Raw genomic sequence first — 12,517 nt, 5'->3', positions numbered from 1 at the left:
TCTCGTCAAAACCCGAATTGGCGCTTTTTGTGAGCTATGCCCTCAACAAGCGCCATTAAGCTCCGATTCGCGACTACCGGCAAGAAATTTTGAGTTAACAAAAGGTTAACGCCTTGCCCGGCCTCCGTCGCCAAGGCCTGTCTACTGGACACCCACGAAGCTAACGGCGATAAACGGCCACGCTGGACGCGCCACCCTAAATGCGTGTTTTCGCTGTGATAAGTGTCGATATTTACGGCAGTAAATTTCGCCGCCGGCGAGCGCTCGCATGAGAGGGAGGGGCATCAACCGGCACCGTCTTCAACGGCAGAGGCGCAGGCCAGGCAGCGACAACGCTTTGAAAAGGCCCAGCGGGTCAGCGACAGAGTGAAACACCGTAAAGGCGCTGTGTGCCGGATGGAGCGGGTGGTAGGGGACAGAGAGCCAGGCGAAAGCCGATCCGCCAAATTCGGCCAGCGTTTTCGCAAGGATATGAAGCGGCACTGCCTCGACGTCATGTTTCAATGGGAAGCGCTCTGCTCCTGGATAGACCACGAGGCGACGGCTCGGATCTACGTCCTCGCACGCCAGATAAGGCCCTTCTCCACTTTCGGCGTCAGGCTGCGCTTGATTCCGATCGCCCAAGGCTGGCTGGCTGGAGGGGTCAAGAGGAGGTCAATCCCGGCGCCGCGGATGTGCGATAGAAGTTGGCTTCTGTGCCCGATGGTGCGATCGCAATCAATGTCTCACTGACAAAACCTTCCTAACTGGTGCCGGCCACGGGATGGGCGAGAACGTCCTCAAGGGTTGTCAGTCCAAGCAGCGTATGTGTAATGCCACTGTCGCGCACGTACACCCGCGGCGACTTGACCAGACGCTTTCCGACATTGGCATGCCACGGCTCGAACCTTCGCACCAGCAGCAGATCGACCAGCAGGTCGAGGTACGAGGCAATTGTCTTGGGATCGACTCCGACGGCCCGGACGAAGTCGGCAGCGTTGAGGAGGGCGGATTGATGATATGCCAGCATGGTCCAGAAGCGGCGCAGCGTTTCGGGCCGGAATGCGAGGCCCGAGCAGTGGGATATCGCGTTCGAGGTAGGTGCGGATGAAGTCCTGCCGCCACCGCTGACTTGCGCGGTCGCTTGCCGTCAGAAAGCTGTCGGGAAAGCCTCCGAGGGATGCATTTCAAGATAGGCGATACGGCCGGCGAGCGTCTCGCCAGTCTGCCTGAGGAGGTCGATGGAAGCGGACGCCAGCAGCCGAAAGCGCCCGGTCTTCTTCCCGCTGCGGCGACCGCGGTCGATCAAGCCACGAAGATTTTGGAAGAGGTCTGGAAGCCGATGGACCTCATCGAGGATCACCAACTCGTCTTCGTGCGCGGCAAGGTAGAGCTCCGGTTCCGCGAGCTTGGCTCTGTCCTTATCGGACTCAAGATCGAGATAGATCGACGGCCGTGTCTCGGCTATTCGAGCGCAAGCGTGGTCTTGCTGACCTGGCGCGGCCCAATTACGCCCACCGCTGGGGATGGTGTTTATAAGTCGGCGAGTTGCGTTTCGATCCGGCGCTTTATCATCCTAGCAATTATGGAGTGCAATTCCTGATTTGCAAGGACGGACCAGCGAGATCGGGGCAACCTTAAGCCATTCGCGCGCACGGCCGAATCTGGAAGAGGTATGCCAGATTGTCGGGGGAGGGGCTTCGTCCTCTACAATCCCGACGCCTTGGTGAGGTTGACGCGAAAACGGTCTCGCCGGCGTTGGTATCGGCGTGTCATCTCGGCCGAGGCGTGGCCAAGCTGCTTCTGCACATAGCGTTCATCAACTTCGGCGGAGGAAGCCAGGCCGGCGCGCAGCGAATGGCCAGAAAACTTTTGGCCACGCTCGCCTTGCGAGAGGTCGCCGCGTACGCCGGCGGCGAGTGCCGCACGCTTGACGAGGCGGGCGACTTCCTGATCGTTCAACCGATCAGTTCCCACTGTCTTGCCTTGACCGGTGACGCGTCGAAACAGCGGGCCGTGGGCGACGCGGGCAAGCTTCAGCCAAGTCTCCAGCGCCACCACTGGGCAGGTGGCGTCGGACGAGCCGCGACCGATCTCGACCTCACGCCAGCCGGTCTTGCCGCGCAGGGTGACGAGAAGCCCTTTTTCCAGGATCTCGACCCAGCCACGACTATCCTCGGTTTGATCCCTGGCCACGTCGAGGCCGACGATTTCCGAGCGGCGCAGGCCGCCCGCGAAGCCGAGCAGCAGCATGGCACGGTCGCGCAAACCGCGTAGGGTGCCGCGGGGAAGCGTCTCAAGCATGGCAATCAAATCCTCGGGCAGGATCGCTTCCTTCTGCCGGGGAGGGGACGCGTGGGTGTTGCGGATACCGGCCATAACGGTGGCGATATGCCGGTCCTTGCGGTTGAGCGGCTGGCCGCGCTGCGCATAGTTCCAGGCCAGGGAGGAAAGTCGGCGTTCGATGGTCGACACCGAGTTTGGCTTCTTGTCGCCGGTCGCCTTGCCGGAGGCGCAAGCGGTGATGTAGAGGCCGACGACCTGCGGATCGGGCGGAAACATCTCGACGCCCTGGCGCCGGCACCAGCCGGCAAAATGCTTCCAATCCGAGCTATAGGCGCGGCGGGTGTTGGCGGAACTCGCCGCCTCGACATAGTCGCGGGCGCGATCGGCGAGGTGCTCAAGGTGGCCGGGCAAGCGCGGCCGGTCGACAGGATTTTGCTCCGGCAGGGCAGGGGAGGGACCATTCCTGGCGGCCGTCAACCGCGCATTTGACTCTTCAGCGGTATCTCGCCCCACGGCGTGGACGATCTCCACGATATCAGGCAGGTCATCTTGTTCGGGCAATCTCGCGGATCCTCAACTATGATTCGCAACATATCATGTCGGGGACGATTGGCTGGAATGTCAGCGCCGAACATGCCCTGGTCAGATCGCGGCGGTCTGTACGATGTTCAACGGCTTTCATTTTCGTTGAAGATGGTCTATGTTCTATGTACGCCTTTAAGACACATATCTTTGACAGCGAGCCGGGATCCAGCTACACTGCGACCGTCAACTCAATGAAAATAGCCAAGGAGTGAAGAAGGATATTATGCCTCGGGCAGCGATTGAAGCGAATGAACGGATGAACCTGCGGGTAGCCGCGCATCAGAAGGCCACGCTGATGCGGGCAGCCGCGCTCGTGCATGCCGATTTGACGGAGTTCGTCACCCGCGCGGCCTTGCGCGAGGCCGAAGCGGTGATCAAGAACGCCGAGAAGATAGAGGTTTCGGAGCGGGATTTTCTGCGCATTCTGGAGCTACTGGACAACCCGCCGCCGCCGAACGAAAAGCTGCGCGCCGCCATCGCCGCCTTGCCGCGTGATCGATGAGCCTTCCGGCCTGGCACGAGGAGCCGATCTCGAAGGCGCACGATCGCAGCGGCTTCGATTGCGGCGACGCGGACATGAATGTGTTTCTGGCTCGCTATGCGCGCCAGAGTCATGAGCAGAACGCCGCCAAGACCTACTGTGCGATAGAGACCGGACGGCCCGGGCGGATCCTTGGATTCTATTCGATCGCACCCGCGGCCGTAGACCATGCAGTCGTGCCGGCGCGCATGACCAAGGGGCTGGCGCGTCACGACGTGCCGGGTTTTCTGCTCGCGCGCATCGCCACGGACAGGTCGGTAGCGGGGCAGGGGCTGGGCGGTCAGCTGCTGGCGGCCGCGGCCAGGCGGTGTCTGCGGCTGGTGACGGAGGGCGGCGGTATCCTTTTGATCATCGACGCCAAGAGCGAACGCGCGGCCGATTGGTACGCCTCTTTCGGCGCCGAGCGGCTACAACGCCAGCCGCAAGGTCAGCCGCTTCGGCTGGCGATCCATCTGGCGACATTCGCGGCGGCTTTGCGGGCTGCGGGCCATCTCTGAGCATGTTTCTCAATAACGAACGATAATGCAAGATTATCATTCGTTTTATCTCCGCGACAGGCTGTGCGTTTTTGGTGCGAAATTCATGGCACAAAGCGCACGAGCGCTTTACCCTCGAAACTATGATTCGCCTCGATCCCGCGACCGCCAATCCCGCGCCACCGCCGGCCGTCCCCGCTTGGGCGCTCGCCGCCGGCGACGCGTCCAGCGACGCTGATGCCGCCTTCCAGGCCGGCGCCGCCTTGGGCACGCTCGACATGCTCGCCCGGGCGCAGCCTGCCTGGGCCGGGGCTTGGCGTCAGCGGCTGGCGCTGAAATGTGCCACCGCCAGCATGCGGCTGGCTGGCCGCGCCGAGGACGAAGCCGCGTTGCGCGATGCCTGGTACCTGCGTCCGACCGGCGCCGATCCCGGACCCGCCGGCGCGATCCTTGGTGCCTGGCGACAGTTGGCCGGGCAGCCGCCGGCCGCCACCCCCGATCGGCTGGCCAAGATTGTCGAATTGCTCGGGTTCGCCTGGGACGGCGCCGCGCTTGCGGCGCTCTGCACGGAGATCGAAGAACTGGCGCGCTCGGGCCGGCCGGCACCGTTCGCCGCCGCGGCGATCGCCGCCCACATCGTCGCCACTCGCCCCGATGCCGAGCTTTTGGCCTGGTGGGTTGCCGACCTGGTGCTGGCGCAAAGCCTGCGCTGGCCGCGGCCGCTGCCGCTGTTGATGGCGCAGGTTTTTGCTCCGGCCTTCCGCGCCGAGGCCGGCGGCGGCAAGCGCATCCGGCCCTCGGAGAGAGATTTTGAGCGAGCGGTCTGCGTGGCGTCTGTTCAAGCGGCGGCGCAGGCCTGCCGGCTGGCTGGCGAGCTGTCGCGCCGCGCCGAAAAGCTCCTGGCGGTGGCGCCGAAATTGCGCGCCAAGGGTGCCGGCGAGGTAATCTTCCTGCTGCTCAACGAAGACGCCGTCTCTGGATCGCTGACGACGAAGGATCTGTCGCGCTTTGCATCGCGGCGGCTGTTCGAGCGGCTGCAGCAACTGGAGGCCGTGCGCGAGCTCTCCGGCCGTCCCATCTTCCGGCTGTTTGGACTCTAGCGATGAGCGAAGCCTCTGCCCGCCACAAGCCGAACGATCAGCCGGCGCTGCTTGACACCGAGCTCGATCACCTGCCGCCGGAACTGCGCTGGCGTGAGTGGATGGGCCGCGTCGAAGCGGTCATTTTTGCGGCCAGCGAACCGGTGACACGTAGTGTCGTCGCGCGGGTGGTGGGAAGGAACTGCAACATTGACCTGATCATCGACGACATCCGCATCGAGCTCGCCGGCCGCCCCTACGAGCTGGTGTCCGTCGCCGGCGGCTGGCAGCACCGGACTAAAAAGGTTTTTGCCGACGTCATCCACGCTGCGTTTGGCACGCCGGGGAAGGGGGCAAAAGAACTGTCGCAGTCGGAGGCGCTCGTGCTGATGTGCATTGCCTATTTCCAGCCGATCACACGTGGCGAGCTGTCGTCCTTCTTCGGCAAGGAGGTGTCGCGGGATCTGATTGGTGTGTTGCGCGCGCAGGAGCTGATCGCCTCGGGGCCGCGCTCGCCGCAGCCGGGCGCGCCTTACACCTATGTGACGACGAAGACTTTTCTCACGCAGTTCGGGCTCGAGACGCTGCGTCAGCTGCCGGATTTCGAGGCGCTCGAGGACGCCGGACTACTGTCCAAGGAGAAGCTGCTGGCCGGCGACATAGTGCCCGACTTTTCTTCCAATCACCAAAACGCCGACCTAGGGATCGAGGATTAACTGGCCGCTGGCGCGTAAGAGCCGCTGGCAGTTGCGTGTCCGAAATGTAGAGGCGGTTTTCGGACAAGGAGCAGTTCCGGACAGAGGCGCTCAATCTGGTCGGCGATCTCGGCCTACGCGAGATGATCGGAAGGGGCAGGCTCGGCGCCCGTGGGATCTTTTGAAGCAAACCCAACTCAGCGACAAATCAGTCTGGGAGAGTTAGCGCAAGCTATCAAACCTTGTAGGATGCGTGAGTCTGGGAAGCGGGGGTGAACAACACGATTGTTGGGCGCTGACAACGCCCAAGCCGCCGTGCCTGTTGACGGAAAACGGGATCAGCTGTCTTTGGCGCGGCACAATATGGCGAAGAAGAACGCTCCGCCTCCCAAACATCCATGAGGCTTGAATTCTTTGGGGATGCGATCGCCCCAAGTGATCGCTCGCCCCTTCGATCCGCAATTTTCGAGGTCGAAGATCGGACCTCGCGGCCGGTTACAATCTAAAGCTTTGGTGAAAAACCAACACCCATGTGACGATGATTCGCGACAGCTGTGTATGAAATGCGGCGGGTGCAGCGCCTGATGTCATATGCGGCGCTCGGGATGTGATCGTCGACATCATTGAATTTGTCGAAGACGCGGACGGGTGCTTGTCCCAATAATGGAGGCTTTCGGAAGTCCGGGCAGGGCTGCTAGACGGCGCTCAACCCTGCGACGCTACCGCCGGCGGGGAGGGGGCCGACCTGCAGCCAACTAAATCTGTGGGGAGCTTGCGGTCGAAGGCCGCCAGCAGCTACCGCGTCGATCGCCAGCCATGGCAGACTGACGGGATCTGGTTCAAGGATCTGACAATGGGCAAGAGGCGCCCGGCTCACTGTGCATTATGCGGAGAACTGCGACTGGTCACCCGGGAGCACGTGGTGCCGCGCGGACTTTATCCGGCGACCAAGGCGGAAAGCCGTTTCCAACGCATCGTGATCCCAACCTGCAAGACTTGCAACAACGGGACCTCCGACGATGACGCGCATTTTCGGAACGTCATCACTGTTGCCGGCGATGCGAACGCGGCGGTCAAGGAGCTTTGGGAGGGCCCGATCGGGCGCAGTCTCGATCATCGATGGTCGCAGGCGGGCGATTGACATGTATGCTCTGATGCAGCCGGCGGCCGACGAGGGCGAGGATCGCTTCAAAATCTATCCTGGGCGCGATCCGAGGATTCTGGGCACACTGCGCAAGATCATCAGGGGGCTGAGCCACCACCATGGCTTACGGTCGGCGGTGCCCGACGACCACTTGTTCGTGGACGTTCTGAAGGTTGATTTGCCTGAAGACGTTCTTCTGCGCTTGCAACCTGCCCACGCCGAGCCTGACATCCTCGATTACCGCTATGGCCGGATTGACGACACGCCAGGAATGGAGTCGGCTTGGCTGCTGCGGTTCTATGAGCGGACGATGTTCATCGGCCTTGTCTTCGAAAGTGCCGAGATCAAGGAATGGCTGGAGGCCGCCGGCGGGCTCCCACGGTTAGAGACTCCGGGTGTGCCAGGGGGAGAGGTGGCTTGACTGTCGAACATCCGGACGTTTCCTTCTATGAGGGCAAGCCGCATGGGCCTATTGAGCTGACCGACACGGTCGTTGCCATCATGATGGATGGCAAGACTTTTGAGTTCCGCGATGCGGTGCTGCAACTCGATGAGCACCTGGATATCCAGCTGACATGGACAGGGAGCCTTAATTCCGGGTTTAGAAAAATAGACCAGGACGTCAAGTCACTTTCGAGGGTGGCACCACGGCCGCATTCCTGATGATCGGGCATCGGTATCATGTTCGAGGGCATGAAGATTTTACTGCGCTTGCCGGCCTTTCACCCTTGGATTTGGCGGGCAAATCGAAGGCCTCTGCGGAGGCCGTCATTCTGAACGGCCCATCCATTCATCCCAAGCCCGTCAATATCGAGCTTCAAGACGGGAACTTGGCTGCTATCCTGGGACCGTTTGATCACTTCCAGTCCGCAATGGGCGCAGGCACCCGTCCGCCGCTGATCCGAACCATCTCGCACCGCGTCAGGCTGCGGTCGCTGGATGGCAGGCCCCTGACAGCCAAGAAACTCTATGACTTCCTAAGCCACGTCTGCGATTTCTTGGGTTCATTAAAGGCACGAGGGTCGGGTTCGGCGAAGTCCGAAACGCCGCCATGGGCGGTTTCCGGTCTCTGGGTTTCTCCCGTGCCGATCGACTGGAAGCGCCAAAAAACTGGTACCATTGGGAAATTATCGACAACCTGCCGGCACTCTTTTCCGGCTACATGGCGGCCGTTCAGCCACCCGAAGCCCATCACGGCATCGGGCGGGCTCTGGCCTACTACAAGATTGCGAACCTTTCCCGCGCCGACGCCGCCGAAACTGCGGTCATCATGTCTGCAGCCGCACTGGAAACACTGGCGGCCTATGTGTTGAGCACGTCGGAAGGCTGGACGCAGTCGATGCTCGGAACGTTAGCCTAGCGGAGCAAATCCGGGCCTGTACCCGCTTGCTCAAGATCGAGGGGGATCCGACGGACTGCTCGGAACGGCTGCGCAAGCGCCTGAAATCCAAGCAGGGACAGCCCACCCGCGACGGGTTTTCACTGCTGACCGACTTTCGCAATGGCGTCACGCATTCGACCCCCTTCAAGTATGATCTCGACATCTACGATGTGGTTCAGACCCGAACTTTGACCCACCGCCGACTGTCATCAAGAATTTGATTCTGCTTGCAAAATTCTATCTACTGAGGGACCAGAACCGGCGCCGTTCGGCGCAAATTCACATCCAGAGCGCAGCGACGAAAGAAAGGCGCTTTCTTGACAACTAAAACTAGTGGAATTGGCTGCTGATAGATAGACCATTAGGAGAAGAGTTGTAGTGTGTTCCCTACTAAGCCGTGGGGCAGGGGAAGCAATTGGTCAACGCTGGCAAGCATGAAATCGTCGCTGTCGATCAGATTGAACTCGACCGATCCAATCCTCGCATTCGCAAGTTCCTCGAAATGTACGGTGACAACCCGACGCCCGAGGCGATCTTTCTGGCACTTGGTGCTGGCAACGACGATGATGTTGGCGGCTCGACCAGCACGACATTCGAAAAGCTGAAGCAGTCGATTATCAGCAATGGCGGCATTATCCAGCCAGTTATCCTCAACCGTAGAGCGGACGGCAGCTTGGTCTGCGTCGAAGGCAATACGCGCGTTGCCCTCTATAAGCACTTTATCGACACACAGGTGAAAGGTAGCTGGACACACATCCCCGCTCTCGTTCACGACGAGATCGATGATGCCTCGGTGCACGCCATTCGTCTGCAAATCCACCTGGTCGGAACGCGGCCCTGGGATCCGTACTCCAAGGCAAAATACCTTTACGAGCTACGCACCCAAGACCATTTGCCATTCGCAACGATCGTCGACTATTGCGGCGGTCGGCAGTCCGAAGTCGTGGAGAGCATCAACGCTTATTCCGACATGGAACAGTTCTACAGGCCCGCAATCGGAGAGGATGGCGATTTCGATACGACCCGCTTCAGCGGTTTCGTTGAGCTTCAAAAACCCGGGATCAAGCAGGCAATCACGGCTGCCGGTTTCGACTGCATAGATTTCGCGCGCTGGATCCATGACGGCAAGCTGTTCCCATTGCAGAAAGTCCGCGTGCTTCCTCGAATCTTGCGAAATGAAAAAGCCAGGGAAATCTTCCTCAAACATGGGGCACGCAAGGCGGAAGCCGTGCTTGAGAAGCCGGACCTCAACAAGACACTGCTGGAAGCCGAAATTGGGCAGCTGGCCCGCGCCCTTGTCGGCCGTATCGCCGCTCTCCAATATGATGAACAACAGCGGATCCAGTCGGAACCGGGCGGCGATACCGCGCAGGCGCTGACGGATGCCCAGGCCGAACTCACAAAGCTGTTGAAATGGCTGGGGCTGAGTTCCTGAGATGCCGGAATCTGCGTCTCACGCGTCGCTCGTGGCCGCCCTTGTCGGGTTCGCAGAAAGGGAACTGGGCGCACTTGCGAGTCTTGCCATCAGGGATGACGCGGTCAGGCCCATCCGCGGCGAACGACCGCCACGCGTCAATGGCTATGTGCCAGATCTCTACGCCACGGATGTCCCCACCACCGCCACACTGATCGGGGAAGCGAAAACAACGGCAGATCTCGAGACGAACCACACACGGGACCAGATTACCGCGTTCCTGGCCTATCTCTCGCAGACGCCGAATGGGATTTTTGCGCTGAGCGTCCCGCTGACCGCCGGCGCCACTGCCCGGCGGATGCTCTCACAGCTGAAATCACCGTTCGCTGATTGCGATACTCGAACCGTTGTCCTTGACGGGCTCGGAGTGACTGCATGCTAAAACTTCAAAAGGCCGCGAGCCTCGATGCAAAACAATCTGCGTTTCCGCATCAAATCGAAGCGCTCTCGGCCATCCGCGACATGCCTTACGCAGCAATCTTCCACGAGCAGGGTCTGGGAAAGACAAAGATCGGCCTTGACCTGGCGCTGTCATGGCTTTCGAGAGATATAGCGGACTCGGTGCTCATCATTACGAAGAAGAGCCTGATCGAAAACTGGCGGGTCGAAATCGCTAGCCACAGCCACCTGCGACCTCGGATCCTTGGTCAGGACCGAAACGCAAACTTTTTTGCCTTCAACAGCCCGGCACGGATTTACCTGGCGCATTACGAGGTCGTCCTTTCCGAGAGAAAGCGGCTGGAACTTTTCGTGAAAACGCGCAAGGTCGGGGCCGTTCTCGACGAGGCGCATAAAATCAAGAACCCCGATGCGGAGGTCAGCCAGGCACTTCACGGCCTCGGGCCAAGCTTCGTGCGTAAGGTGATCATGACCGGCACGCCGGTTGCGAACCGACCATATGACCTTTGGTCCCAAATCAAGTTTCTCGATCAAGGCGAAAGCCTTGGAGACGACTTCACCTCCTTCAAGCGAAATCTCGACCTGACGAATGACCTCGGCCATGACGAGACCCGTGCCGCCGCCTTTGCGGGAGAGCTTGAGCAGCTCTTTGAAAAAATCCGTCCGTTCACCGTGAGAGAAACAAAGAAGACGGCGGGCCTTCAATTGCCCGACAAGACGGTTCGAAACGTCGAGTGCCAGCTCGAGCCGCGACAGGCTGAGATCTACGGACAGTTCCGCAATGAGCTTGCGGCAATTGTTGTCACGCAGGGTCGCCCGGTGCTCGATGATGCCGAGGAAATCCTCAAGCGTCTGCTGCGACTGGTGCAGGTTGCCTCCAATCCTGCAATGATCGATCAGTCCTACAAGGCGACGCCCGGGAAAATGGGGGCCCTCGACGACCTCGTCCACGACGCCATCGACGCTAATGAAAAGATTATCGTCTGGACCAATTTCACCAAAAACGCCGAGCTTTTACGCCGGCATCTCGATGAATTCGGGGCTGTTGTGGTTCACGGCGGCCTCACCATAGCTATACGGGAAGAGGCGCTGTCTGCGTTCAAGACAGATCAAAGCGTGCGGGTGCTGGTCGCGACGCCAGGGGCTGCGAAGGAAGGCCTCACGCTCACCGTCGCCAACCATGCCGTATTTTACGATCGCAGCTTCAGTCTAGACGATTATCTTCAGGCGCAGGACCGTATCCACCGAATTTCCCAGAATCGGCCCTGTTTCGTTACCAATCTGATTGCATCGGAAACCGTCGATGCATGGGTGGATGCGCTTCTTTCGGCAAAGCACCTCGCAGGGCAACTGGGCCAAGGCGATATCAGTCGGGCCGACTACGATAAACTTGCAGACTATGCGTTCGGGGAAATGGTCCGCGACGTGCTGCGCCTCGGCAAGCGGGAGGAAGAATGAACACGGCCCAAGAATCCGCGAAAGCAACGGGAGAAACGCTTCTGATCCGCGGCGTCGAAGTCCCCGTGGTCACCAGTACCATCGCGCAGAAGGACCTTCGATTTTTCGTCGACAATCCACGTGTCTACTCGATCTTGCGTGTCGACGGCGAGGAGCCGAGCCAAGCGGATATCGAGCGCAAGCTGTTGGAGATGGATCACGTCAAAACCCTGATCCAGGACATCAAGCGGGATGGTGGGTTGACCGACCCGGTCGTGGTGCGCGCTCAGTCCTTGGAGGTTTTGGAGGGAAATAGTCGCCTGGCCGCCTACCGAGGACTGGCGAAGACCGATCCGGTCAAATGGGGCCGTATGAAGGTTCGTCTTCTTCCGGCGGACATTGACGAGTCACTCATTTTTGCGTTGCTCGGCCAGTATCACATCAAGGGCAAGAAAGACTGGGCGCCGTTTGAGCAGGCGGGCTTTCTCTACCGTCGGTCAAAAGCGCATGACATCGACTCTTCGAAACTCGCGTTGGAAATCGGCCTTTCCAAACGGAAGGTGGAACACCTCATCGCGGTTTATCAGTTCATGCTCGACAATGGCGACCCAGACACCTCGAAATGGAGCTACTATGACGAGTACTTGAAGTCTTCGACGATCCGCAAGGCCAGGCTTTCTCAACAGGGTTTCGACAATCTGGTCGTTGAAAAGATCAAGTCCGGTGAAATTGCCCGCGCCGTCGATGTCCGGGACCGTCTACCCGTGATCTGTTCGGCCTCAAAAGCGCTCCAGAAGTTTTCAACTCGGACCTACGGTTTCGAGGATGCGCATGAGCATGCCGTTGAGGCGGGTGCCGACAGCACCCCTTACAAAAAACTTGCCAAGTTCCGTCAATGGCTTGCACGTCCCGAGGTCGAATCCGCGCTCAGTCATGCGCAAGGTGAGACGCGCAAGAAAATTCACTTCGAACTCGATAAGCTGGCTGGCCGGATAGAGGCCGTAAGCGCCAAGCTCAATCCCAAAAAATAGCATGATGTGC

The 12,517-nt window shown here is 60.1% G+C and carries 14 protein-coding genes and 1 pseudogene; 13 read left to right on the top strand and 2 right to left on the bottom strand.

What is annotated here, in order from left to right:
- Nucleotides 1-474 precede the first annotated feature (474 nt).
- Both HGP13_RS37535 and HGP13_RS37530 read right to left on the bottom strand, forming a co-directional pair.
- Nucleotides 475-1,497, bottom strand: a pseudogene (locus HGP13_RS37535) (ATP-binding protein); the annotation flags it as partial.
- A gap of 189 nt (nucleotides 1,498-1,686) precedes the next feature.
- Entirely contained in the window at nucleotides 1,687-2,826 is a 1,140-nt protein-coding gene (locus tag HGP13_RS37530; protein ID WP_172235226.1) for a site-specific integrase, read from the bottom strand.
- A gap of 247 nt (nucleotides 2,827-3,073) precedes the next feature.
- Between HGP13_RS37530 and HGP13_RS37525 the strand changes: the two genes are divergently transcribed.
- The 13 genes from HGP13_RS37525 (at nucleotide 3,074) to HGP13_RS37460 (ending at nucleotide 12,507) form a co-directional block, all read left to right on the top strand.
- Nucleotides 3,074-3,352: a DUF1778 domain-containing protein gene (locus HGP13_RS37525; RefSeq protein ID WP_172235254.1), complete on the top strand. Its 279-nt coding sequence runs from the start codon at nucleotides 3,074-3,076 to the stop codon at nucleotides 3,350-3,352.
- The gene (locus HGP13_RS37520; protein WP_172235225.1) at nucleotides 3,349-3,888 is read left to right on the top strand and encodes a GNAT family N-acetyltransferase; all 540 of its coding nucleotides are present in this window, start codon (nucleotides 3,349-3,351) and stop codon (nucleotides 3,886-3,888) included. Before HGP13_RS37525 ends, HGP13_RS37520 begins: the two co-directional genes overlap by 4 nt.
- A gap of 122 nt (nucleotides 3,889-4,010) precedes the next feature.
- Nucleotides 4,011-4,967, top strand: a complete 957-nt coding sequence (locus HGP13_RS37515) for a DUF1403 family protein (protein ID WP_172235224.1) — start codon at nucleotides 4,011-4,013, stop codon at nucleotides 4,965-4,967.
- Nucleotides 4,968-4,969: 2 nt separating this feature from the next.
- Nucleotides 4,970-5,662, top strand: coding sequence for an SMC-Scp complex subunit ScpB (locus HGP13_RS37510; protein WP_172235223.1), 693 nt, complete (start codon nucleotides 4,970-4,972; stop codon nucleotides 5,660-5,662).
- A gap of 751 nt (nucleotides 5,663-6,413) precedes the next feature.
- Nucleotides 6,414-6,782 (top strand): hypothetical protein, encoded by a 369-nt coding sequence (locus HGP13_RS37500; protein ID WP_172235222.1) that lies wholly within the window; start codon nucleotides 6,414-6,416, stop codon nucleotides 6,780-6,782.
- A 1-nt stretch (nucleotide 6,783) separates the two neighbouring features.
- Nucleotides 6,784-7,206, top strand: a complete 423-nt coding sequence (locus HGP13_RS37495; protein WP_172235221.1) for a hypothetical protein — start codon at nucleotides 6,784-6,786, stop codon at nucleotides 7,204-7,206.
- Nucleotides 7,203-7,448 (top strand): hypothetical protein, encoded by a 246-nt coding sequence (locus HGP13_RS37490; RefSeq protein WP_172235220.1) that lies wholly within the window; start codon nucleotides 7,203-7,205, stop codon nucleotides 7,446-7,448. Before HGP13_RS37495 ends, HGP13_RS37490 begins: the two co-directional genes overlap by 4 nt.
- A 388-nt stretch (nucleotides 7,449-7,836) precedes the next feature.
- Nucleotides 7,837-8,145 (top strand): hypothetical protein, encoded by a 309-nt coding sequence (locus HGP13_RS37485; RefSeq protein ID WP_172235219.1) that lies wholly within the window; start codon nucleotides 7,837-7,839, stop codon nucleotides 8,143-8,145.
- A gap of 26 nt (nucleotides 8,146-8,171) precedes the next feature.
- Nucleotides 8,172-8,387 (top strand): hypothetical protein, encoded by a 216-nt coding sequence (locus HGP13_RS37480; RefSeq protein WP_172235218.1) that lies wholly within the window; start codon nucleotides 8,172-8,174, stop codon nucleotides 8,385-8,387.
- Between the two features lie 194 nt (nucleotides 8,388-8,581).
- Nucleotides 8,582-9,601 carry a hypothetical protein gene (locus HGP13_RS37475; RefSeq protein WP_172235217.1) on the top strand — a complete coding sequence of 340 codons (1,020 nt, stop codon included), beginning with the start codon at nucleotides 8,582-8,584 and terminating at the stop codon, nucleotides 9,599-9,601.
- A gap of 1 nt (nucleotide 9,602) precedes the next feature.
- A complete protein-coding gene (locus tag HGP13_RS37470) occupies nucleotides 9,603-10,022 on the top strand; it encodes a hypothetical protein (protein WP_172235216.1) in 420 nt (139 codons plus the stop codon).
- Nucleotides 10,016-11,497 carry a DEAD/DEAH box helicase gene (locus HGP13_RS37465; RefSeq protein ID WP_172235215.1) on the top strand — a complete coding sequence of 494 codons (1,482 nt, stop codon included), beginning with the start codon at nucleotides 10,016-10,018 and terminating at the stop codon, nucleotides 11,495-11,497. Before HGP13_RS37470 ends, HGP13_RS37465 begins: the two co-directional genes overlap by 7 nt.
- Nucleotides 11,494-12,507, top strand: a complete 1,014-nt coding sequence (locus HGP13_RS37460; RefSeq protein ID WP_172235214.1) for a ParB N-terminal domain-containing protein — start codon at nucleotides 11,494-11,496, stop codon at nucleotides 12,505-12,507. Before HGP13_RS37465 ends, HGP13_RS37460 begins: the two co-directional genes overlap by 4 nt.
- Nucleotides 12,508-12,517: the final 10 nt, after the last annotated feature.

Source organism: Mesorhizobium sp. NZP2077, assembly GCF_013170805.1.
GTDB lineage: Bacteria > Pseudomonadota > Alphaproteobacteria > Rhizobiales > Rhizobiaceae > Mesorhizobium.
Note: the sequence above shows the minus strand (reverse complement) of the source record. Positions and strands in the feature narration are given on the sequence as shown.